Here is a 23,240-nt window from a genome sequence, read left to right as displayed (position 1 = left end):
GGTGATTAATCGATTACACCTTGACGTTTCAGCATTTCGCTCAAATAATCGACATCATCCTGGAGATGCTTGGCGTATTCTTCGTTATTCATATATCTGACCTCTACACCCATTTTTTCCATTTCTTCAACGAACTTAGGGTTTTCCGCAACTTTTTTAATGGCATCACTTAACGTTTTGACGATTTCGTCAGGTGTCCCTTCTGGGGCGAAAAATCCACGGTTTGTTGCGTTTGTAAAGTCGATCCCTTGCTCTTTCAATGTCGGTACATCAGGAAGAGCAGGGGTTCTTTCATCAGTAGCAATCCCTAACATTTTGAGTTGGTTGGCTTTCATATATTCCTTAGCAGCAGGAATGGTTGTTGCTCCAAAATCCAGATGCTGACCTAACAATGCTTGAGTACGTTTAGCCGTACCGTCATAACCGACAATTTTGAATTTGACATCCGCTTCGTCCTGGATACCAAGAGGTACAATATGTGAGGTGGAACCGATGGATGCACCGAAGCTGATTGATTCGGGTTCTTCTTTCAGTTGTTCAACGACATCCTCCATACTGTCCCAGGGGTTGTCCACATGAGTAGCAATCAACTGAGGTGCTGAAGTAAGCAGAGAGACAGGCTCGAAGGAAGAATAGTCAAAATCTGTTTTTCCCATCAGTTGTGAAATCCCGATCGAATCATGCCCAGCTAAGATGGTATATCCGTCTGGTTCAGCTTTCATCGCTTCTTCAGCGCCAATGGATCCACTTCCTCCATTGATATTTTGTATCGTTATTTTGGTGTCCAATTCTTTTTCTAGATACTTTACTGCAACCCGGTTGATGACATCCGTATCACCACCCGCAGACCAAGGAACGATCAACTTGATATTTTTTTCGGGGTAATTCGACGAATCACCCGAGGATGAACAACCTGTAAGAGCTGTGGCGATCGAAAGAATAAGTACGAATGTGAAAAGCATTCTCTTCTTCAATTGTTTCATGTTTACTCCCCCTAATTGTTAAATTGAAAGGGATACAGCCGATTCTCGAACATTTGTAAATGTAATTCGGCATTTGGATTCCCTTTTGTTGCAAATAAGTATATACAAAATATTTCGACAAGTCTATGCAATGCTTAAATTTTCTGATTAATTTTTATTAAAAGCTTTTTTATACTCAATTATTTTGGATAAAAATAGGTTAAAAGTATGAAATTGTTAATCGATGTGATTGTTTAGCAAACCCATTATCTATATAATAAAGGGAGATAAACTTTACATTTGTGTGGTGAGGGAATGAAAATTGATCAGATTGATAAGAAAATCTTAGAATTGCTTACTCAAAACGGAAGAATGTCATATGTGGATATAGGGAAGGAACTGAATCTATCCAGAGTCTCTGTGAGAGAAAGAATCAACCAATTATTAAAAAATGGTGTTATTGAAAAGTTCAGTGTCATGATCAATTCAGAAAAAGTCGGAAAGAATGTATCTGCTTTTTTTGAAGTGGATTGTGAGCCGAATGCTTTAGTGAAAGTAGCGGAAGCACTAGCAAGCAATCCTAATGTTGCAAGCTGTTATCAGATGACTGGACCAAGTACATTGCATATGCATGTGTTGGTCAATGATTTCATCGCGTTGGAATCATTCATTAACAATGAATTGTACGCCCTTGAGGGAATAACACGGGTTGAAAGTCATATCCTTTTGAGAAGGTTCAAGAGTAGAGCAGGACTTAAGTTGTAGACAACCGATCGAAATTATACAAAACGGAAATTTAACAGGTTTATTTAAACATGCCGGAGGAAAAAGCGCTTCCCCGGCTTTTTTTATTTGACAAAAAGAAGTATTTTTCGCAATACTTCAATTTTTTTGTATATTTTGTGGATTTTTGTCTTCAGTATCTATATAATCATAAATAATTTAATAAACCATACATTTGTTAATAAGAAATGGAATATGGATTAACAAATGTATAAAAAAATAAATAATTCCTTTTCGAAAAGATAACTATATTTTTCCATATTAATGAAACTGGGATTGTTTTTTTATTTTTTATTTCGTATGCCGAAATTATTGGAGGTGAAAACATGATCAGTCTAGTCTTAAGACGTCTTTTACAGTTGGTGTTGTTGCTGTTTGGAATATCTTTCATCGTTTTTATGAGTATGCATATTTCACCAGGTGACCCTGCGAGCATCATCGGCGGGCCGACTGCAACGGAATCTGATATTGAGGCAATCAGGGATAATCTCGGTTTGAATGATCCTGTGTTGGTCCAATACGGAAATTATATTGCAGGGGTTCTCCAGGGAGATCTCGGATTTTCCTATCAATCGAAAGAATCCGTAAGTCAAGCAATCCTCACAAGGTTTCCCAATACACTGAACCTTGCCATAGCAAGCATGATTGTTGCGGTGGTCATTGGGGTTACAGCAGGGATCATTTCTGCATTGAAGCAAAACTCATGGCTTGATATTTCAAGCACGACGGTTGCACTAGCGGGGATATCTATCCCGAATTTTTGGCTCGGGACGGTTCTGATCCTTATTTTTGCAGTTAATTTGCAATGGCTGCCTGTGGGAGGATTAAGTGCTCCTTTCTGGACAATCGAGGGGATGAAACAGTTGATATTGCCTGCAATCACTTTAGGGACAGGATCAGCCGCCATGATTGCCCGTATGAGTCGTTCAACGATGTTGGAAGTGATAAGGGCTGATTTCATCCGTACAGCCAGGGCTAAGGGAGTAAAAGAAAAATCAGTTGTTTGGGTTCACGCATTAAGAAACGCAATGATTCCCGTCATTACGGTCATAGGTTTGAATTTCGGGTTCCTTTTAGGAGGAACGATCATTACTGAACAAGTCTTCGCCATCAACGGGGTAGGGCGACTGATGATTGAAGCGATCGCCGCAAGAGATTTTCCCATGGTACAGGGATCGGTCCTTCTTGTAGCAACTCTATTTGTACTTGTAAACCTGATCGTCGACATCGTCTATGCGTTTATTGATCCACGAATCAGCTACGATTAAGCGATTGAAAGGAGGTTATGAAATGTCTAGTGGGGCAGTGGCTTCGAAAAATTCACAACTTGAAAATAGCAATCAGAAGAAAGAGAAAATGGTTTTAGTGATCACAAAACGATTATTAAAGAACCGATTAGCGGTATTTGGTCTGATCATCATTTTCATACAAGCTTTGATGGCTATTTTCGCAGATTGGATCACTACGTATCCCCCCATCCAACAATCATTGGCAGATAGTGAACTGCCGGTTTTTTCAGAGGGACATTGGCTAGGTACGGATAATTACGGTCGGGATATGTGGAGCAGGATCGTGTTTGGCGCCAGGATATCGCTGGTTGTCGGTTTCGCATCCGTCATACTTGGGCTGATCGGTGGTATAACATTAGGACTTATATCTGGTTATTATAAAAAACTTGATGGGATCATCATGCGATTTGTAGACCTGTTGTTTGCTTTTCCAGGAATTCTATTAGCTATGTTGATCATTGCAATGTTAGGAACAAGCCTGGTGAACGTCATGATTGCAATCAGTATTTGGTCGATACCGACATGCGCCCGGATTGTAAGGGGAAGTGTATTATCTGTAAAAAAACAGGAATACATCGTAGCGATGAAATCCCTCGGGGCAAGTAATTTCCGTATTCTCATCAAACATATTCTACCGAACTGCATGGCTCCGATCATTGTATTTGCCACAATGAGAATGGCTACAGCGATTCTTTCAACATCTGCACTCAGCTTTTTGGGACTTGGCGCACAGCCGCCGACTCCGGAGTGGGGTGCTATGATTGCAGCTGGCCAGGATTTTATGTGGACATCACCACATATGACAATAGTTCCTGGGATTGCAATCATGCTAGTTGTGTTTGCGTTCAATGTCGTGGGTGATGGGTTGCGTGATGCGTTGGACCCTAACATGGACTTCAATAACTGAAAATAACGGGAGGAAAGGTTGAAATGAAAATGAAGCGATTGAGCACTTGTTTACTAGCAGTCTTCTTAATAGCATCTGTCGCATTGGCAGGTTGCAGTGGAGGAAAGTCAGGTAATGGCTCTGGAGGTAACGGGGACGTTCCTCAGGAGCTGACGTATGCGACTACGACAAAGGCGGTCGGTCTATCCCCGATCGAAACGAATGATTCTGTTTCATCCCGCGTTATCGAACAAATCTATGAAACGTTATTCATCCGGGATGAAAAGTCGATGGAAATCGTTCCTTACCTTGCAGAATCCTATGAAAACCCAGATCAGAAAACCTGGGTCATCAAACTGAAAGAGGGAATCAAGTTCCATGATGGAACTGACTTCAATGCTGAAGCTGTCAAATATACATTCGATAAGTTCAGGGATCCAGAAACTGCAGCGCCTCGAGCATCCTTATTGGAACCGATCGAATCGATCGAGGTGAAGGATGAATATACGGTTGTCATCAAAACGAAAGAACCCTATGGTGCGATGCTTGCTGCATTATCCCATTCAAATGCGTCAATCGTGAGCCCGACTGCTGATAAAAAGGGGAATTTGAACAAAGAACCTGTTGGGACCGGCCCTTTCAAATTTGTTGAATGGAAGTCAGGGGACCATATCACGCTAGAAGGAAATAAGGATTATTGGCAAGACCCGCCTCAACTTGAGAAAGTGACCTTCAAAGTCGTTCCTGAGGTGAATACAGCTGTCTCGATGCTTCAGACCGGAGAGGTTCAATTCATTGATGGACTTACGGCTGAGCATTTGCCAAGACTTGAATCGATTAAAAATGTCGAGATCATGAAAAAAGAAGGGACACCTGTATCCTACCTTGGCTTTAACATGGCTAAAGCTCCATCAAATGAGCTTCCATTCAGGCAGGCTGTTGCTTATGCATTGGACAGAGAGGCTTATGTTAAAAAATTAAAAGGATTAGGGGTCCGATCCAACAGCATCATCGGACCTAAGGTTTTTGGCTATGACGAATCAGCCGAACAATCAGGTTACGAATATGATCCTGAGAAGGCGAAACAATTGCTAGAGGAAAATGGATATGCCGGGGAAGAAGTCAAAATGTTGGTTGCGAATACGCCTGTGTATATGAACATGGCTGAAATCGTCCAGGCTCAGCTAAAAGAAGTCGGCTTAAAACCTCAAATCGAAACACTTGAATGGGGCACTTTCCTGGATGTGAGTAAAAAAGGTGAATTTGATATCACATTCCTGGGCTGGACGAATTCAACCGCAGATGGAAGTGAGCTTCTTTACCCTAACCTTCATAGCGATAATATCGGTTCATCAAACCGGGTCCAATACTCGAACCCTGAGTTTGATAAATTGGTAGATGAATCACGGAATATCGTCGATCAGGAAGAACGTAAACAGAAACTGATCGAAGCGAATGAAATCGTCGTAGAAGACATACCATGGGTCGTCATGAACCACGGGATTGTAGCAGCGGCATATGATAAATCGGTTAAAGGCTTGGAGATGGATCCTACTGGCCGATGGTCATTATATAACGTACACAGAGAGTAGGGTTAACATGCCAGAACAGTTGCTTAAGGTGGATAACCTCGTAACGAAATTCAAGACGGCTGAGGGCAAGCTTTCAGCCGTCCGCGGGGTTTCATTTTCCGTCAATAAAGGCGAAACGGTTTGTATCGTTGGAGAGTCGGGTTGTGGGAAAAGTATCACATCATTATCCATCATGGGGCTGCTTCCCAATAACGGCGAAATCAGTGAAGGATCAGTTCGATTTTCCGGTCAGGAACTTACGAAATTATCAAAAGAAGAGTTGCGTAAACTCCGGGGCAACAAGATGTCGATGATTTTCCAAGAACCGATGACTGCATTGAATCCCGTTTTCACTGTCGGGTTTCAACTCAGGGAACCACTGATGATCCATAAGAAGTTATCCCAGCGAGAAGCCCATCGTAAAGGGATCGAGTTATTGAATCAGGTAGGCATTCCTTATCCGGAAAAGAGAATGTCCCAGTATCCCCATGAACTGAGTGGTGGAATGCGACAGAGGGTCATGATCGCGATCGCTTTAGCGTGCCGCCCATCCCTGTTGATCGCTGATGAACCGACAACAGCACTCGATGTTACGATACAAGCTCAAATACTTGATCTTATTGATGAGATGAAAGAAGAATTAGGCATGGGGGTCATCATGGTCACGCACGATATGGGGGTTGTTGCCGAAGTAGCTGACCGCGTCATGGTCATGTATGCTGGTGAAAAAATCGAAGAGGCGGATGTCGAAAGTTTGTTCATGAATCCTCAACACCCGTATACAAAGGGATTGTTGAAATCAGTACCAAACGTAGATGATCGTGACCATCAGTTGGAACCAATCCCTGGCACTCTTCCTAATTTGAACGAAAAAATAAGTGGATGCCGTTTTCATAACCGGTGTGAATTCGCAACGGAAAAATGCAGGGAACAGTCCCCGAAGACTTTTACTGTCAATGAAGGGCATACGGTCAGATGCTGGTTACAGGAGGTGGAACAAAATGATGATGCAGAAACAGCCGCAACCACTTCTTAAAATCAGCAAGATGAAAAAGTATTATCCGATAAAAGGCGGCTTCCTTCAAAGGGTGCAAGGACATGTAAAGGCGGTTGAAAATGTGACCATCGATGTCTATGAAGGAGAAACTTTGGGTGTTGTTGGTGAGTCCGGATGTGGAAAGTCAACCTTTGGCCGTGCTGTGCTTCGACTTGAACCTCTGACAGAAGGATCGATTCAATTCAAAGGCGAAGAAATCGGAATGCTTCCAGAATCCAAGCTCAAAAAGTATAAAAGGCAAATGCAGATGATTTTCCAGGATCCTTACGCCTCGTTGAATCCGAGACAACGAATCGGTGATGCGCTTGAAGAGGCTTTCATCATCCATACGTCACTGTCTAAGAAAGAACGGAAAGAAAAGGTTAACAGTTTGCTTGAAGAAGTTGGATTGAAACCGGAACATTATGACCGTTATCCCCATGAATTCAGCGGGGGTCAACGACAAAGGATAGGGATTGCCAGAGCGATCGCCTTGAATCCTTCTTTCATTGTTTGTGATGAGGCTGTATCGGCACTTGATGTATCCGTGCAGGCCCAAGTCATCAAACTATTAAAAGACCTTCAGGATAAACATCAATTGACTTACATGTTCATTTCACATGATCTAGGCGTAGTCCGTCATATCAGTGATCGCGTCCTTGTCATGTATCTCGGGAATACTGCGGAGCTCGCACCAGCTGACCGAATTTACGAGAATCCTCTGCACCCTTATACGAAAGCTCTGTTATCTGCAATCCCTCGCCCAATTCCAGGGAGGAAGCGCAAACGTGTGAAGTTAGAAGGAGATTTGCCGAATCCGGCGAATCCTCCTAAGGGGTGTGCTTTTCATACAAGATGTCCACTGGCAACTGGACAATGTAAAGAAGAAAAACCAGTATGGAGAGAAGTAGAGGAAAATCATTTTGTTGCCTGTCATGAAGTTTAGAAGGGGGAATCGATCATGAGCTATGATGCTTTATACAATCCGTATCCATCACAACGGATGACGACTTTTGCGAAAAATGGGATGGTGGCAACCTCGCAGCCGCTCGCTGCACAAGCAGGGCTGGAGATCTTGAAAAAAGGCGGCAATGCAGTCGATGCAGCCATCGCGACCGCTGCATGCTTGACTGTTGTTGAGCCGACGTCCAACGGGATCGGTGGGGATGCATTTGCACTCGTTTGGATGAAGGGGAAGCTGCATGGACTGAATGCAAGTGGTCCATCACCACAGTCGATTTCAATAGAAGCACTTGAAGAACGAGGAATGGAAGAAATCCCGAAGCATGGATGGATTCCTGTCACAGTACCTGGTGCACCAGGAGCCTGGGCTGCGTTATCGGAACGTTTCGGTAAATTACCGTTGACAGACGTGCTGGCGCCGGCCATCGATTATGCGGCAAATGGTTATCCGATTTCACCGACGTTAGGGAAGTTTTGGAAAGCAGCTGCAGATCATTTTAAAAATGTGTTCACCGATGATGAATTCAAGCATTGGTTCGATACATTCGCTCCTGAAGGAAAGGCACCAGAGGTAGGAGAAGTATGGCGTTCAGAAGGGCATGCATCGACTTTACGAGATATCGCCGAGACAAAAGCGGAATCGTTTTATCGTGGGAAAATCGCTGATCAAATCGACGCATTCTCGAAAAAGTATGACGGTTTCATACGTAAGGAGGATCTAGCATCCTATCAGCCTGAGTGGGTAGATCCGATCGGTGTCGAGTATCGCGGACACAAAGTTTGGGAGATTCCTCCAAATGGTCAAGGGATCATCGCGTTGATGGCGTTGAACCTTTTGAAAGACGCCAAGTATTCGAATAAGGAAGACGTAGACACGTATCACAAACAGATTGAGTCAATTAAACTCGCATTCACGGACGGTCTCAAATATGTGACGGAAAACAAATCGATGACGACGAGAACGGAAGACCTTTTAAGTGAGGCGTATGCTGCAGAACGGAGAAAACTGATCGGGGAAAGGGCGATGGATCCGACACCTGGAACACCTCCAAAAGGTGGAACCGTCTATCTCGCTACCGCTGATTCAGAAGGCAACATGGTCTCGTTCATCCAAAGCAACTACATGGGATTCGGTTCAGGTCTTGTCGTACCAGGAACGGGAATCGCATTACAGAATAGAGGTCACAATTTTTCGATGGATCCTGAACATGATAATCGTCTTGAAGGCGGTAAGAAAACCTATCACACAATCATCCCAGGCTTTTTGACCAAAGGCGATCAACCAGTCGGTCCATTCGGTGTAATGGGAGGATTCATGCAGCCGCAAGGACATCTGCAGGTGATCATGAACACGCTTGATTTCCACCTGAACCCACAAGCTGCACTTGATGCACCAAGATGGCAATGGATGGAGGACAAGAAAGTTTTAGTCGAGCCGAACTTCCCGAACCACATTGCTCAAGCTCTTGCACGTAAAGGCCATCAGATCCAGGTCGCTTTAGACGGCGGACCGTTCGGGAGAGGGCAGATCATTTGGCGAGATCCAGAGACGGGCGTCCTTTCAGGTGGAACGGAATCACGGACGGATGGCAGTGTTGCCGCTTGGTAGGAAGAAGCGAAACAGAGGTGAATCCTCCTAAGACGGTAAAAAAGAAAACCATACACATCCCTTTGTTTCTTGCCTTTTTCCGGGTTGGCATTTTCGGCTATGGAGGGGGGCCTTCCTCCATTCCGCTCGTGCATAAAGAGGTTGTTGAGCATTACGGATGGTTTACGGATGATGAATTCGGGGATTTGCTTGCCCTGGGTAATACACTCCCTGGACCGATCGCGACCAAACTTGCAGGCTATATCGGGTACCGGGTTGCGGGCCCAATCGGTATGATCAATGCTGTGGTGGCGACGATTCTACCTTCAATCCTGGCCATGATCGCTCTCTTGACGACACTTAGTATGTATAAAGATAAATCCTGGGTGCAAGGGATGACGAAAGCGGTGGTTCCTGTCGTCGGATTCATGCTCGCCCAGTTGACCTGGCAATTCACGAAAAAATCGAAAGCTGGTTTAGGATGGGTGCAGGCACTTGTTATCATTGCACTTTCCTTAGTCCTGATGGAATTCGTCAACGTCCATCCAGGAATCATTATCGGTTTTCTACTATTATATGCCTGGTTCGGAACACGGGAATCATCTGAAAATGATGATGAGAAGGCGAGTGGTGCATCATGATCTACTGGCATATCTTTTTAGCGTTCTTCATACCAGGTATCCTTGGCTATGGTGGTGGCCCTGCCTCGATTCCATTGGTTGAAAATGAAGTCGTAGACCGATATGACTGGATGTCGACAGAGGAATTCAGTGAAGTCTTAGCACTTGGAAATGCTCTGCCTGGGCCGATCGCGACGAAAATGGCGGGTTACATCGGATATGCACAAGCTGGATGGCTAGGTGCTACGGTTGGGATTTTCGCAACAGTCGCGCCATCGCTCATTTTGATGATCATCCTTTTGAAAGCATTGATGAAATATAAGGATTCCGAAAAAGTCAAGCGGATGACGGTGATGGTAAGACCGGCAATCGCTGTGTTGCTCGGTGTGATGGCATACCAGTTTTTTGTGAGTTCCTATGCAGGTTCTGGTGTCTTGCAAACGGTGCTTCTGATCGCTGCGAGCTATCTGTTCCTGGTCAGACTCCGGGTCCATCCAGCGTTCGTCATTGCTGGAGCACTCGTCTATGGCGGAATCTTCTTATAAAGAGCCTTTGATTGGTGGTTAACCCCAAAAGTTAGTTTTCTACTCTAACTTTTGGGGGGCGGTACCATTGTGCTCTTTTTTTAGCGTTGTGGTTGTAGTAAGGTTCTACGGTTTACAAATATGATAAGCGGTTTTTACAAAATAAAGAGTCGAATTTGCCAAATTATGAGCGTAATTTACAAAATTCTGCTCCAATTTTACAAAAACGAAAAGCGGGTGCCCTGAAACTGTCACAAGAGCACCCGATTCTTCTATGATATCGTCAACCCAGCCCATGTTTTCTTTTGTTCATCTCTCTCAATTGCATCATCTTGAATTCCTTTTCCAGCTCTTTAAGTGTAAGTTCATACAGCTGGCGATCGCTTGATTTGTAGTAACCAGCGTTCAAGAGCTGGCTGATGTAGTGATGTTTCACACGATCAAGACTTTTCCTTAGATATGCGGCCATCGAAAACACGCCTCCTTTACATTAATAAAATGGCTGCCGGGATCAGGACTGAAATGAAAATCGCTGTCGTTGTCATGCCGATGCTCCCCATCGCCCCTTCCTCTTCACCCCATTGCAGGCATTTGCTCGCGCCAAGTGCTTGTGCCGATGCCCCCATCGCCAAACCTCTCGCCGCTTTGCTAGTAATATTGAAAAGCTGCAGCACTTTTGGACCGCAAATGAATGAAAAGACAGCTGATGATAAGACAAACAAAACAGTTAACGAGGCTTCCCCGCCGATTTTATCTGAAACCGATAAAGCGATTGGTAATGTGGCCGCCTTTGGGGTAAGGGAAGCGAGCATTTCAGCATTGATTTTAAAAAGCCCCGCAAGTGCAAGCGTTGTCGTGAGTCCGGCTAAACTGCCTGAGACGATTGCGATTCCGATTTTCTTGAGGTTCCGCTTCAACAGCTGCCACTGTTTGAACAATGGAATCGCGAGTGATACGATCGCTGTTTGCATCAAGAATGAAAAGAGATCCACACCCTCCTGATAGCGTTGGTAATCGACATGCAATATCGGAAGAAAACAAACGAGAAACAGTGAAACCGTATATAAAGGATTGAGCCAGCTCTTACGCATCGATTTTTCATAAATCTTCAAACCTGCCAAATAGGCAGCATAGGTGATGATCGTCGTAAATAAAATCTTCCCCAAAACAACAGTCATTCTTTTTGCCTCCTCCGTAATTTTTCATACCATTGCACAACAATACCGGTTGCTAAAATGATGGTGAGACTGCTTAAACCTAAAATCAAGATCAGCTTCCATATTTCTTTTTCAAGTAAGTGGATATACATGACACCTCCGGTTACAGGAGGAATGAACAATAGCGTCATATGCCTTAATTGGAAATCCGCTGCTCTCTCCACCCAATCAAGCTTGATAACACCCGTCAAAAGGAAGAAAAGAAGCAGAAACATTCCGGCGATGCTGCCCGGCAAAGGCAGATGGAATAATGAAACGACAAAAGATCCAAGGAACAAGGCGGATGCAATAAGTGTGAACTGCCAGAGAAACTGGATGATCATGGACACCACCTTACATGTTTACGTCAAGTTTATAGGGCTTAAAAAGGTATTTCATCAAGTTTGTCAGAAAATATAACAGGATTTTTTATTTTCATGTTAGAAAATCTGACATGAGTCTTGAAGAGATCATATGAAAAGGTATAGTTATGATAGAAGGGAGTGTTACGGATGTCTGTTGATGAAAGTTCTTATAGAGAAAGGAAAGTGATTGTAATCGGTGTAGTGAAAGAGCTTACGGGGTTGAGTGAACGTCAGATCCGCTATTACGAAGAACGCAAGCTGATTTTTCCTGAAAGAACGGTCAAAGGTACTCGTAAATATTCATTCTCAGACGTAGAAACACTTATGGAGATCGCGAATAAAAGAGAAGACGGTGTCCAGACGAACGAAATCAAGAAAGAAATGGTATCGAAGAAAAAGCTGAAGAAAGATCTGGTGAAAGAAGAAATGATCCGAGGGCAACTGAATGCACACTTCCGTAACCAAAGATGACATTTGGGGATTTCTATGAAGCGATATTTACGGCACTCGGTGAACACACATCCATGCAGGGCCCCCTCGGTAAGGGGATGAATTTAAAGAAATATAGGTAAAAAGAAACCGAGATTCCAGCATGAAATTTTTCGAGATAAATAAGCTAGAAGTATGGGTCAAGCATAAAAAGTGGATGCGCCTCTCATTCTGCAAGAGAGGCGTGCATTTCGTGTGGCGAAGAAAGTGGGTATAACTGTCACTCATCGTATCGACACAAAAATTGGTATTTGATATAATTGATAGCGATTACAATTTTAAAAAATTTCTAACATCGACCTTAAATAGACAGATGGGGAGGTACATATGGAGCTCTATCACTTGTATCAAAACAACTACCTGGTCGTTTTGATGTTCTTGCTATTAGGCATCCTTTTACCTGTTGTCGCTTTGACTGCCGGTAGGATCCTGCGACCGACAAAACCGACGAAAGAAAAACAAACAACCTATGAAAGTGGTATCGAGCCCTTTCATCAAAGCTGGGTGCAATACAATGTCCGTTACTACATATTCGCCTTGCTGTTCGTGATTTTCGATGTGGAAACCGTGTTCTTATATCCATGGGCCGTCGCTTATGATAAGCTCGGGATTTTCGCACTGATCGAAATGGCGATCTTCATCGTCATGTTATTGATCGGACTCATCTATGCGTGGAAGAAGAAGGTGTTAAAATGGATGTAAAATTGGAGCAGATTACCCCAGAAGAACGACAAGAGCTCTCCAAAAATGTATTTTTCGTCACACTCGAACAGGTGAAGGCGTGGGCAAGAAGCAATTCCCTCTGGCCTCTTACGTTCGGGTTAGCTTGCTGTGCAATTGAAATGATGGGAACCGGTGCCTCACATTATGACTTGGACCGCTTCGGCTCTTTTTTCCGTACTTCCCCACGGCAGTCTGACGTCATGATCGTCTCTGGTACGGTTACGAAAAAAATGGCGCCTGTACTGAAGCGTCTATATGATCAGATGCCAGAGCCGAAATGGGTGATTGCGATGGGCTCTTGCGCAACAGCAGGCGGACCATACATAAAATCGTATGCTGTTGTGAAAGGGGTCGACCAGGTTGTCCCTGTTGATGTCTATATTCCAGGCTGCCCACCAAACCCGGCAGCATTAATCTATGGAATTAATAAACTTCAAGAAAAGATCCGCTATGAAGCTAAGACTGGGAAGCGGGTGACGGATAAATGAGTGATCAAGAGAAACCATTCTCCGAAATGACAGAAGAAGAGAAAGCAGAAGCAAAGCGCAAAGCTGTCGAAGAAGCGAAACGCAAGGCCGCTGAGAAGAAAGCGGCAAAAGAAGCGGGAAAGGAAGCAGGAGAACCGTCCCCAAAAACCGGCTCTGCCGAAAAACCATTCTCCGAAATGACCGAAGAAGAGAAAGCAGAAGCAAAGCGCAAAGCGGTTGAAGAAGCGAAAAGAAAAGCAGCCGAAAAGAAAGAAGCGAAAGAAGCGGGAAAGGAAGCAGGAGAACCGTCCCCAAAAGCCGGCGCTGCTGAAAAACCATTCTCCGAAATGACCGAAGAAGAGAAAGCAGAAGCAAAGCGCAAAGCGGTTGAAGAAGCGAAACGCAAGGCCACTGAGAAGAAAGCGGCAAAAGAAGCGGGAAAGGAAGCAGGAGAACCGTCCCCAAAAGCCGGCGCTGCCGAAAAACCATTCTCCGAAATGACGGAAGAAGAGAAGGCGGAAGCGAAGCGTAAAGCGGTGGAAGAAGCGAAACGCAAGGCCGCTGAGAAGAAAGCGGCAAAAGAAGCGGGAAAGGAAGCAGGAGAACCGTCCCCAAAAGCCGGCGCTGCCGAAAAACCATTCTCCGAAATGACAGAAGAAGAGAAGGCGGAAGCGAAGCGTAAAGCGGTTGAAGAGGCGAAACGCAAGGCTGCTGAGAAGAAAACAGCGAAGGAAGCGGGGAAGGAAGCAGCAGAACCGTCCCCAAACAACGATGCCAAAGCTAAAGCAGCCGCTGCAGCGAAAGCAAAGGCAGCCGCTGCAGCCAAGGCTAAAGCCGCGAAGTCTGGAGGCGGTGGTGCTGGAGATGATGAGAAAGCGAAGGCGATCGCAGCAGCGAAAGCCAAAGCCGCCGCCGCCGCAAAAGCAAAATCAGCAGCTGGCGGAGCAGGAGCGAAGACCGCTGAACCAGCTGAAGAGAAGCCATCACCAAACCAGCCCCTCCTGGATAAGTATGTGAAGACGATCAAGGACAACCTTGGCGAAGACGTTCTGGAAGAGTCCTATATTAACAGACTTGCAAAGGACGTCCCGACCCTCGTCGTCAAACGGGAAAGGTTTTATAAACTAGCAGAATTCCTGAAGCATAATGAACAACTGAATTTTGAATATGTAAGCGAATTGCATGGAACCGATTTTGAAACGCATATGGAAGTCTATACCCATCTTTATTCCTTTAAAAACAATCAGCCTGTTGCAGTGAAAGTGAAATTGGACCGTGACAAACCGGAAGTCGCATCTGTGACACCGGTTTGGCCTGGAGCGAATTGGCCGGAGCGTGAAGCGTATGATCTGCTTGGAATCCGTTTTACCGGACACCCGAACTTGACGCGGATCCTGATGCCGGATGATTGGGTCGGATACCCGATGCGAAAAGATTATGAACCATACGATGTGGAGGTGTAACCCATGATTCGTACAGAAGAAATGCTGCTCAACGTTGGACCTCAGCATCCGAGTACCCACGGCGTGTTCCGGATCGTGTTGAAAATCGATGGAGAAATCATCAAGGAAGCCACACCTGTGATCGGTTACCTCCACCGTGGAACGGAAAAGCTCGCTGAAGACCTGCAATATACACAGATCATTCCGTATACTGACCGGATGGATTATCTATCAGCGATGACGAACAATTATATCCTTTGTCACGCAGTCGAGACGATGATGGACATGGAGATTCCCGAGCGTGCGGAATATTTACGCGTACTCGTGATGGAACTGGGTCGTATTGCGAGTCATCTCGTTTGGTTCGGTACATATTTACTTGATATCGGTGCATTGAGCCCGTTCTTATATGCATTCCGTGAACGGGAGATGATCATCAATTTACTTAACGAAATCTCTGGAGCGCGTCTGACATTCAACTACATGCGTGTAGGCGGCGTAAAATGGGACGCGCCGGAAGGCTGGATCGAGAAAGTCGAAGAGTTCATTCCGCACATGCGTAAAGAACTTGCGGGTTACCATGATCTTGTCAGCGGAAACGAAATCTTCCTCAACCGTGTTCGCGGAGTCGGGAAGTATACGAAACAGGAAGCAATGGCGTACTCCTTGAGTGGTGCGAACCTTCGCTGTACGGGTGTCGATTGGGACCTTCGGAAAAAAGAACCTTATTCCATCTACGATCGTTTCGATTTCGATGTCCCTGTCTTTGACGGCGGAGATGCCTGGGCCCGTTATAAGTGCCGTCTGGCGGAAATCGAAGAGTCGATCAAAATCGTCGAGCAGGCTGTTGAACAGTTCCCGAAAGAAGGGGACATCATGGCCAAAGTTCCGCGAATCATCAAGCCGCCTGCTGGTGAAACCTATGTGCGCATAGAATCACCCCGGGGAGAGATCGGCTGTTACATTTCATCCGAAGGAAAGAAGGAACCGTATCGTCTGAAGTTCAGAAGACCGTCCTTCTATAACCTGCAGATTTTACCGAAGCTGTTGAAGGGTGAGAATATCGCCAACTTGATCACGATCCTTGGCGGTATCGACATCGTACTTGGGGAGGTGGACGGCTGATGATGGAAGATTTGCTCTACTCATCACCTTCACTGACAAATACGCTGATCTTTTTCGGACTCGGTGCGAGCTTGCTCATGATGGTACTCGGATTTGTGACATATGCGATCTTAGCCGAGCGTAAAGTCATGGGATTCATGCAGCTCCGTATCGGACCGAACCGTGTCGGCGGACCGTTCGGATTGCTCCAGACGGTAGCTGACGTCCTTAAGCTTTTATTGAAAGAGGACACGATTCCGAAAGCGGCAGATAGACCTTTGTTCATTTTGGCTCCGGTCATTGCTTTTGCACCAGCGTTCATGGTGCTCGCTGTCATACCATTTTCAGAGTCACTCCGATTTTCCGACATCGGAATCGGATTGCTTTATTATATCGCGATATCCGGCATCTCCACGGTCGGTGTCCTGATGGGCGGATGGGCTTCGAACAACAAATATGCGCTGTTAGGTGGTATGCGTTCTGCAGCGCAGATGATTTCCTATGAAGTGCCGCTCGTCATGTCGGTGATCGGGATCATCCTTCTTACCGGAAGTTTGAATCTGATCACGATCGTCGAAGCGCAGGAAAGTCTCGCATTTCTATTCGTACAGCCGCTTGCATTCGCGATTTTCATGATTGCGTCTGTTGCAGAATTGAACCGGACGCCGTTCGACTTGCCAGAAGCGGAGTCCGAGCTCGTGGCAGGTTATCACGTCGAGTATTCAGGATTCAGATGGGCATTCTTCATGCTTACGGAATATGTCTACTTGTTCGCGATGGCATCGATTACGACGATCCTTTTCTTAGGTGGATGGAATCCGGTGCCGTTTCTTGAATTCATTCCAGGAATCATCTGGTTCGCGCTGAAATTCAGCGTAGTCGTTTTCTTCCTGATCTGGCTGCGTGCCACATTACCACGGATGCGCGCCGATCAGCTCATGTCATTCGGATGGAAAGTATTATTGCCGTTAGCACTGCTTAACATTTTTATCAGCGCGGTGATCAAGGAAATCTGGTTCTAACGGAGGGATTACAATGAAAGGACTCGTAAAAGGGTTAAAATACACACTGAAAAACTTGACCAAACAGAACGTGACGTATTCGTATCCGGATGAACCGCTTGAGATGCCAGATCGTTTCCGAGGAATCCAGAAATTCTATCCGGAAAAATGCATCGTCTGCAACCAATGTGCGAATATCTGCCCGACAGACTGTATTGAACTGACAGGCAAAAAGCACCCGGATCCGAATAAAAAAGGGAAGATCATCGATACGTACGATATCAATTTTGAAATCTGCATCCTTTGTGACCTTTGCACAGAAGTCTGTCCGACAGAGGCGATCGTCATGACGAACAATTTCGAGCTGGCGGAATACAGCCGCGATGAGCTGTTCAAGAATCTTGAATGGCTTGACGAAAACGATACGAACGTAAGAAAGGAGAATAAGGTATGAATGGTGAATTGATCTTATTCTTTGTTCTTGCACTCGTTGCAATCGGTAGCGGTGTACTGATGCTGAACCTGACGAAGGTCGTCCACATGGTGATCGCCCTCGTCTTCACGTTCCTCTCAATTGCGGGATTGTACGTGATGCTCTCAGCGGAATTCGTTGCATTCGTACAAATCCTCATCTATTCTGGTGCGATCACGATCATCATGCTATTCGGAATCATGCTCACAAGGCACGATGACAAGACCGAAACGAAGATCGGTGCACCGAGGATGATCCTGGTTTTGACAGGGATCGTCGCATTCTTCGTCATCATGTTCTTCCAAATCAATGATCTGAGCTTTGGGGAACAGGCCGCCGATCTGCATGTAGATAATACAGAGAAGATCGGAATCGCTTTATATTCCAAATACGTCATTCCATTCGAATTGACCTCTGTTTTGCTACTTGTGGCGCTGGTCGGAGCAATCATTTTGGCGAAACGGGATGATGAAAAGGAGGGGGCAGAGGACAATGAGTAGTGTACCTTTATCCGTCTATCTTGTTCTTGCTCTGATCCTCTTTTGTATCGGACTTTTCGGAGCTTTGACGAAACGGAATGCCGTCATCGTCTTGATTTCCATCGAATTGATGCTTAACGCAGTGAACATCAATCTTGTCGCTTTTGCGAAGTACGGCATCAATCCTAGTATCACTGGACAAATTTTCTCCTTGTTTACGATTACCGTCGCTGCTGCTGAAGCTGCGGTAGGGCTTGCGATCCTGATCGCCCTCTACCGTAACCGTAAGACTGTAAACGTAGATGAGATGGACATTATGAAACGATAAGGAGGAGGATCGACAATGCACCCAATCATCTGGCTCATACCTGTGTTACCACTTCTATCCTTCGTCCTTCTCTTATTGTTTGGTCGTAGGTTGAAAGAAGCATCAGCCCTCGTCGGCTCATTTTTGACATTTGGCTCCCTCATTTTGTCTGTCGTCATTTTCATGGGACAGTGGGGTGGGGAACCTGTAAAACAAACCCTTGAATGGCTTGCGATCGGAGACACTGTACTGACGATCGGTTATGAAATCAATCCATTGAACGCGCTTATGCTCGTCATCGTCTCGCTCGTCAGCTTTCTCATCCAGGTGTATTCGAAAGGTTATATGCATGACGACAATCGCTTTCCTGTCTTTTTTGCCTACCTTGGCTTGTTCACATTTGCGATGCTCGGTCTCGTCATTTCACCGAACCTTTTACAGCTCTATATCTTCTGGGAGCTAGTCGGTGTCGGTTCATTCCTGTTGATCGGGTACTATTTTTATAAAAATGAAGCGCGAGAAGCAGCGAAGAAAGCCTTCATCATGACACGTATCGGCGATGTCGGTCTGTTCATCGGGATGATCTTGTTATTCTGGCAGGTCGGAAGCTTTGAACTCGATGTCATCTTTGATGCGGTCGCAGCTGGAGATATTTCACAGGGCTGGATTACGCTGACCGCGATTTTGATTTTCATCGGGGCCATCGGTAAGTCAGGTCAATTCCCATTACATACATGGTTACCGGATGCGATGGAAGGTCCGACACCTGTTTCGGCATTGATCCACGCAGCAACGATGGTTGCTGCAGGTGTTTACCTTGTCGCGGCTACGTTCCCGCTATTCGAAGCCTCTGAAACGGCGATGACCACTGTCGCTGTCGTCGGTGGTTTCACTGCGATTTTTGCAGCGACGATCGGTCTTGCCCAGGCAGATATCAAACGTGTCCTTGCGTATTCCACAGTCAGTCAGCTCGGCTACATGATGCTAGCATTAGGATCTTCAGGCTATGTCGCCGGAATCTTCCATTTGACGACGCATGCATTTTTCAAAGCACTCTTGTTCCTGGCAGCTGGAAGTGTCATTCATGCCGTACATACACAAAACATCCATGAAATGGGCGGCCTTTGGAAGAAGATGAAATGGACAGCACCATTGTTCCTGATCGGGGCGATGGCGATTTCAGGCGTACCTTTGTTGTCTGGCTTCTTCAGTAAGGATGAAATTTTAGCGGCAACCTATGCAGATGGCCGTTATGGACTATTCTGGATCGCAGTGATCGCGGCATTCTTGACCGCATTTTATATGTTCCGACTGTTTTTCCTCGTCTTTACTGGCGAGAACCGCGGAAAAGTGAAAAATATCCACGAATCACCGGGTGTCATGGTGTTCCCGATGGTGGTGCTCGGGATTTTGGCAGTGGTAGCTGGTTATATCAATACACCGGTAGCGCAAGTGTTTGGTGATTACCTGGCGAACAGTCCTTATGTAGAAATCCATCACCATGAGGCACACTGGTGGATTCCTGTTGGCGCAACAGCCGTTTCCTTGCTGGGAATTTTCATGGCATGGCTCGTCTATGCAAAGAAAAAAGTGAGGAGGCTATCCGAAGCCTCACCGGATTTCCACTATATTTTATTGAACAAATACTTCATCGATGAAACATACGATTATAGCTTTGTAAAAGGAACGAGAGGATTCAGTTACTTCTGGTATTATATCGATCGCTTCGTCGTCGAAGGTGTCGTCCAGCTTGTAACAGGTGCTGTCGGGTGGTTGAGTAAAATCAGCTCGAGAGCCCAGAACGGACAGGTGCAGCTTTATGCTTCTGTCGCATTCGCCGGAATGGCTGTCCTGCTTCTCATCGTTGCCTGGTTAGGGGGGTACTTGACGTAATGGATTCTATTCTACTATCTGCACTTATTTTCTCCCCGATCGTAGGAATACTGGTCTTGTTGTTCGTACCGAAAACGGAGGACAGCTCCATCAAGTGGGTCGGATTTTTAGCGACGCTATTACCGCTCGTCCTTGCTTTCATCGTTTATTTTGGATTTGACAGTGCGAACGAATCATTACAGTTCATCGAGCAATACAAATGGATCAATTTCGATATTCTACCCATGCAGAACGGTGGGGATTTCTCAGTAAACTATGAACTTGGCGTCAATGGGTTGACCGTGCTGCTTTTATTATTGACGGCGGTCGTGTCGACACTAGCTGCAGCAGCATCCGTCTGTATCAAGGAGCAGTCGAAAGGTTACTTCATGCTGTTTCTCCTATTGGAAATCGGCATGCTTGGGGTTTTCGCTTCACAAAACTTGCTGCTTTTCTTCATCTTTTTCGAGATCACATTGATTCCGACCTTCTTCCTGATCGGAAAATGGGGTTATCTCGACAAAGAGAAGGCAGCATACAGCTTCTTAATCTACAACGGATTAGGTTCTGCGATTTTACTGATCGTCTTCATCATCCTTTATATGAAGGCAGGAACGATGAATTTCACCGGTTTATCCGCGTTCTTGAGCCAACCGCCTGAGATGCTTGAGCGGTTGTACATCGGAGACAACTTCCGGATGGGACTGTTGATTGCCTTATTGGTTGCATTAGGTGTGAAGTTGCCAATTGTGCCTTTGCACTCCTGGATGTTGCAGGTACACGTCCAAGCGCCGCCATCGATTGTCATGATCCACTCTGGCATCTTGCTTAAGATCGGTGCTTACGGACTTTATCAGTTCGGAATCGGGTTCTTCCCAGGAGAGTTTGAGAAGATCGCCTTCTGGATCGCTTTACTCGGAGTCATCAACCTTTTATACGGTGCGTTCATTGCTTTCGTACAGATTGACTTTAAAAAGGTCCTCGCATACTCTAGTGTGTCGCACATGGGGATTGTGCTGATCGGACTCGGAAGCTTGACCGATGCTGGAATCCAGGGAGCGATGTTCCAAATCATCTCGCACGGATTGATCTCAGCGTTGCTGTTTTTCCTGGTCGGATTGATGTACCAGCGTACAGGAACGTCGTTGATCACACATTTAGGTGGAATAGCAAGAGTGATGCCGGTGACTGCTGGATTCTTGCTTGCTGGAGGTCTTGCGTCACTCGGGTTACCTGGAATGTCTGGTTTTGTCAGTGAATTCATGGCATTCCTCGGACTATTCGAAGTCATGCCGGTGCTAGCAGCAGTCGGGGCGCTAGGAATCATCCTGACAGCAGTCTATATGCTTCGTGCCGTATTAACGATAACGTTCGGCGAAACGAAAGAACCACTTGTTTCAATCAAAGAAGCGCGGTTCGTCGAATGGGTGCCAGCTTTGGTACTGACCTTTTTGATTGTTCTGATTGGAGTTTATCCAGCAGTCCTATCTGATATGCTGCAACTTACGATCAACGCCATGATGGCAGGCAGGGGGGCTGTTGTATGACACTAGAAAAATTGTTGAGCTATGACTGGGGTATCATGGCCCCTGAATTCACGATACTGATTGTGGCGACTTTGCTGTCGTTGATGGATTTGTTCATGCCGAAAAAAGCGAGTCGAAAGCCTCTGGCGCTTGTAGGGATTGCGGGTGTGATCATTGCGATCGTCTTTTCGCTCACGCAGATCGGCACAGAACCGACAAGCATCCTTTTTGATACGTATCGCTTCGATTCATTCGCGCTAGCGTTCAAATTATTATTCCTTGTGGCGACCGGTTTGATATTGTTGTTAGCCCTTGATTATGAAGGGAAGGCGAAATGGGAGTTCAGAGGAGAATTCTTCTATCTCTTGCTGACGGCATTGCTCGGTGCGATGATGATGGCGTCCAGTGCGGATCTTATCACTTTGTTCGTCGGACTTGAGTTATTATCGATTTCTTCCTATATATTAGCGGGGATTCGTAAAACCAATCTCCATTCCAACGAAGCGGCATTCAAATATGTCGTCAATGGTGGAATCGCCACCGCGATCACACTTTTCGGAATGAGCTATATTTACGGTTTGACAGGAGCAACCAACCTGTATGACATCGGTGAGGCTTTGACAAATCCTGTTGTTGAACAGAATGCTTTCCTTCTGATAATCGCATTCGTCATGCTGTTTGTCGGGCTTTCGTTTAAAATTGCAGCTGCTCCATTCCACATGTGGGCCCCTGATGTATACCAGGGCTCAGCGACTCCTGTTACGACTTTCTTAAGCGTGGTATCGAAGTCAGCTGGATTTACATTGATTTTAAAAGTATTCCTGATCGCGTTCTTATCTGTACAGGGCTGGCATAACGCGATCATTCTGGAGCTTCAGCCGTACATCGCAGTCGTTGCAGGAGTGACAATGGTTGTAGGTAACCTGATTGCCTTGAGACAACGAAACATCAAGCGCATGTTCGCATACTCGAGTATCGCACACGCTGGTTATGTGCTCGTGCCATTCGTCTCATTGTCGCTGCTTGTTTTTAAAATGACATGGTTCTATCTGCTCGCCTACTTATTGATGAATATCGGGGCATTCGCAGTCATCCAATTCGTGACCGAACGCGAGAAATCCGAAGACTTCACGGCGTTCGCGGGACTGTATAAACGGGCGCCATGGGTAGCGGTGATGATGGGTGTATTCATTCTGTCCCTTGCTGGACTTCCATTCACAGCTGGATTCATCGGTAAATTCGGCATTTTCATGAGCTCCCTTGGTACAGGGCATTATGTTTTGGCATCTGTTATGATCGCCACGACGGTCGTATCGTACGTGTATTATTTCAATGTACTTGTACAGATCTTTTTCCGTAAAAGCGGAGTCGATCGGATGCGACCGTCAATCGGGCTGATGATCGTCATGATCATCTGTACAGCCGGCACGATCTTGTTCGGTGTCTACCCAAGCGCAGCATACGAGTTTTTCCAGGGATTCGATATGAACGAGCTGTTTGTAAAATAGCATTTACATTATAGAGAGCTGAACCCCAGTGGTTTGGCTCTTTTTGTGTACCTTGCATTTTATTCTG

The 23,240-nt window shown here is 45.7% G+C and carries 25 protein-coding genes; 21 read left to right on the top strand and 4 right to left on the bottom strand.

The features are described 5' to 3' along the window. Positions 1-5: 5 nt before the first annotated feature. Positions 6-983: a tripartite tricarboxylate transporter substrate binding protein gene (locus N8M93_RS08725; protein ID WP_261131042.1), complete on the bottom strand. Its 978-nt coding sequence runs from the start codon at positions 981-983 to the stop codon at positions 6-8. Positions 984-1,277: 294 nt separating this feature from the next. Here N8M93_RS08725 and N8M93_RS08720 point away from each other — a divergent pair, with 294 nt between their 5' ends. The 9 genes from N8M93_RS08720 to N8M93_RS08680 all read left to right on the top strand — a co-directional run bounded on the left by N8M93_RS08720 (position 1,278) and on the right by N8M93_RS08680 (position 10,243). Then, entirely contained in the window at positions 1,278-1,727 is a 450-nt protein-coding gene (locus tag N8M93_RS08720; protein WP_221567293.1) for an Lrp/AsnC family transcriptional regulator, read from the top strand. Between the two features lie 344 nt (positions 1,728-2,071). After that, the gene (gene nikB, locus N8M93_RS08715) at positions 2,072-3,013 is read left to right on the top strand and encodes a nickel ABC transporter permease (RefSeq protein WP_261131039.1); all 942 of its coding nucleotides are present in this window, start codon (positions 2,072-2,074) and stop codon (positions 3,011-3,013) included. Between the two features lie 22 nt (positions 3,014-3,035). Continuing rightward, positions 3,036-3,941 (top strand): ABC transporter permease, encoded by a 906-nt coding sequence (locus tag N8M93_RS08710; RefSeq protein WP_261131038.1) that lies wholly within the window; start codon positions 3,036-3,038, stop codon positions 3,939-3,941. 23 nt (positions 3,942-3,964) lie between these two features. Then, on the top strand, positions 3,965-5,512 hold the full coding sequence (locus N8M93_RS08705) for a glutathione ABC transporter substrate-binding protein (RefSeq protein ID WP_261131036.1): 1,548 nt from the start codon (positions 3,965-3,967) through the stop codon (positions 5,510-5,512). Between the two features lie 7 nt (positions 5,513-5,519). After that, the gene (locus tag N8M93_RS08700) at positions 5,520-6,527 is read left to right on the top strand and encodes an ABC transporter ATP-binding protein (RefSeq protein ID WP_261131034.1); all 1,008 of its coding nucleotides are present in this window, start codon (positions 5,520-5,522) and stop codon (positions 6,525-6,527) included. Beyond that, positions 6,499-7,473: a dipeptide ABC transporter ATP-binding protein gene (locus N8M93_RS08695; RefSeq protein ID WP_314728274.1), complete on the top strand. Its 975-nt coding sequence runs from the start codon at positions 6,499-6,501 to the stop codon at positions 7,471-7,473. The genes N8M93_RS08700 and N8M93_RS08695 overlap by 29 nt, the downstream gene beginning before the upstream one ends. Positions 7,474-7,488: 15 nt before the next feature. After that, positions 7,489-9,099: a gamma-glutamyltransferase family protein gene (locus N8M93_RS08690; RefSeq protein WP_261131032.1), complete on the top strand. Its 1,611-nt coding sequence runs from the start codon at positions 7,489-7,491 to the stop codon at positions 9,097-9,099. Positions 9,100-9,149: 50 nt separating this feature from the next. Next, positions 9,150-9,719: a chromate transporter gene (locus N8M93_RS08685; RefSeq protein WP_261131449.1), complete on the top strand. Its 570-nt coding sequence runs from the start codon at positions 9,150-9,152 to the stop codon at positions 9,717-9,719. After that, positions 9,716-10,243, top strand: coding sequence for a chromate transporter (locus N8M93_RS08680; RefSeq protein ID WP_261131030.1), 528 nt, complete (start codon positions 9,716-9,718; stop codon positions 10,241-10,243). Before N8M93_RS08685 ends, N8M93_RS08680 begins: the two co-directional genes overlap by 4 nt. A gap of 262 nt (positions 10,244-10,505) precedes the next feature. Here N8M93_RS08680 and N8M93_RS08675 read toward each other — a convergent pair whose 3' ends face one another. Genes N8M93_RS08675 through N8M93_RS08665 form a run of 3 tightly spaced genes read right to left on the bottom strand, consistent with a single transcriptional unit; the run spans position 10,506 to position 11,762 of the window. After that, positions 10,506-10,691: a Fur-regulated basic protein FbpA gene (locus N8M93_RS08675; RefSeq protein WP_261131028.1), complete on the bottom strand. Its 186-nt coding sequence runs from the start codon at positions 10,689-10,691 to the stop codon at positions 10,506-10,508. Between the two features lie 16 nt (positions 10,692-10,707). Further along, positions 10,708-11,400 carry an LrgB family protein gene (locus tag N8M93_RS08670; RefSeq protein ID WP_261131026.1) on the bottom strand — a complete coding sequence of 231 codons (693 nt, stop codon included), beginning with the start codon at positions 11,398-11,400 and terminating at the stop codon, positions 10,708-10,710. Further along, positions 11,397-11,762: a CidA/LrgA family protein gene (locus N8M93_RS08665; RefSeq protein ID WP_261131024.1), complete on the bottom strand. Its 366-nt coding sequence runs from the start codon at positions 11,760-11,762 to the stop codon at positions 11,397-11,399. Before N8M93_RS08665 ends, N8M93_RS08670 begins: the two co-directional genes overlap by 4 nt. A 168-nt stretch (positions 11,763-11,930) precedes the next feature. On the opposite strand from N8M93_RS08665, the gene N8M93_RS08660 reads away from it, so the two are divergent. From N8M93_RS08660 to nuoN, 12 genes are all read left to right on the top strand, one after another. Then, complete coding sequence (locus tag N8M93_RS08660; protein ID WP_261131022.1) at positions 11,931-12,254, top strand: MerR family transcriptional regulator; 324 nt, start codon at positions 11,931-11,933, stop codon at positions 12,252-12,254. A 345-nt stretch (positions 12,255-12,599) separates the two neighbouring features. Beyond that, positions 12,600-12,974, top strand: coding sequence for an NADH-quinone oxidoreductase subunit A (locus tag N8M93_RS08655; protein ID WP_261131021.1), 375 nt, complete (start codon positions 12,600-12,602; stop codon positions 12,972-12,974). Further along, on the top strand, positions 12,965-13,483 hold the full coding sequence (locus N8M93_RS08650) for an NADH-quinone oxidoreductase subunit B family protein (protein ID WP_236314324.1): 519 nt from the start codon (positions 12,965-12,967) through the stop codon (positions 13,481-13,483). Before N8M93_RS08655 ends, N8M93_RS08650 begins: the two co-directional genes overlap by 10 nt. Then, a complete protein-coding gene (locus N8M93_RS08645; RefSeq protein ID WP_261131019.1) occupies positions 13,480-14,925 on the top strand; it encodes an NADH-quinone oxidoreductase subunit C in 1,446 nt (481 codons plus the stop codon). The genes N8M93_RS08650 and N8M93_RS08645 overlap by 4 nt, the downstream gene beginning before the upstream one ends. A 3-nt stretch (positions 14,926-14,928) precedes the next feature. Beyond that, the gene (locus N8M93_RS08640) at positions 14,929-16,029 is read left to right on the top strand and encodes an NADH-quinone oxidoreductase subunit D (protein WP_261131017.1); all 1,101 of its coding nucleotides are present in this window, start codon (positions 14,929-14,931) and stop codon (positions 16,027-16,029) included. Beyond that, positions 16,029-17,030, top strand: coding sequence for an NADH-quinone oxidoreductase subunit NuoH (nuoH, locus tag N8M93_RS08635; RefSeq protein ID WP_261131015.1), 1,002 nt, complete (start codon positions 16,029-16,031; stop codon positions 17,028-17,030). The genes N8M93_RS08640 and nuoH overlap by 1 nt, the downstream gene beginning before the upstream one ends. A 13-nt stretch (positions 17,031-17,043) precedes the next feature. After that, positions 17,044-17,463, top strand: a complete 420-nt coding sequence (gene nuoI / locus N8M93_RS08630; protein WP_221567277.1) for an NADH-quinone oxidoreductase subunit NuoI — start codon at positions 17,044-17,046, stop codon at positions 17,461-17,463. Beyond that, entirely contained in the window at positions 17,460-17,981 is a 522-nt protein-coding gene (locus tag N8M93_RS08625) for an NADH-quinone oxidoreductase subunit J (protein WP_261131013.1), read from the top strand. The genes nuoI and N8M93_RS08625 overlap by 4 nt, the downstream gene beginning before the upstream one ends. After that, positions 17,974-18,288, top strand: coding sequence for an NADH-quinone oxidoreductase subunit NuoK (gene nuoK / locus N8M93_RS08620; RefSeq protein WP_221567275.1), 315 nt, complete (start codon positions 17,974-17,976; stop codon positions 18,286-18,288). The genes N8M93_RS08625 and nuoK overlap by 8 nt, the downstream gene beginning before the upstream one ends. A gap of 15 nt (positions 18,289-18,303) precedes the next feature. Beyond that, positions 18,304-20,160 (top strand): NADH-quinone oxidoreductase subunit L, encoded by a 1,857-nt coding sequence (gene nuoL, locus N8M93_RS08615; RefSeq protein WP_261131011.1) that lies wholly within the window; start codon positions 18,304-18,306, stop codon positions 20,158-20,160. Beyond that, the gene (locus N8M93_RS08610; RefSeq protein ID WP_261131010.1) at positions 20,160-21,686 is read left to right on the top strand and encodes a NuoM family protein; all 1,527 of its coding nucleotides are present in this window, start codon (positions 20,160-20,162) and stop codon (positions 21,684-21,686) included. The genes nuoL and N8M93_RS08610 overlap by 1 nt, the downstream gene beginning before the upstream one ends. Beyond that, positions 21,683-23,173 carry an NADH-quinone oxidoreductase subunit NuoN gene (nuoN, locus tag N8M93_RS08605; protein ID WP_261131009.1) on the top strand — a complete coding sequence of 497 codons (1,491 nt, stop codon included), beginning with the start codon at positions 21,683-21,685 and terminating at the stop codon, positions 23,171-23,173. The genes N8M93_RS08610 and nuoN overlap by 4 nt, the downstream gene beginning before the upstream one ends. The last annotated feature ends 67 nt before the right edge of the window (positions 23,174-23,240 follow it).

Origin of the sequence: Bacillus sp. Marseille-Q3570, assembly GCF_946151055.1 — a bacterium.
GTDB lineage: Bacteria > Bacillota > Bacilli > Bacillales > Fictibacillaceae > Pseudalkalibacillus.
The sequence above is the reverse complement of the archived record's forward strand: the minus strand, read 5'-3'. Positions and strand labels throughout refer to the sequence as shown.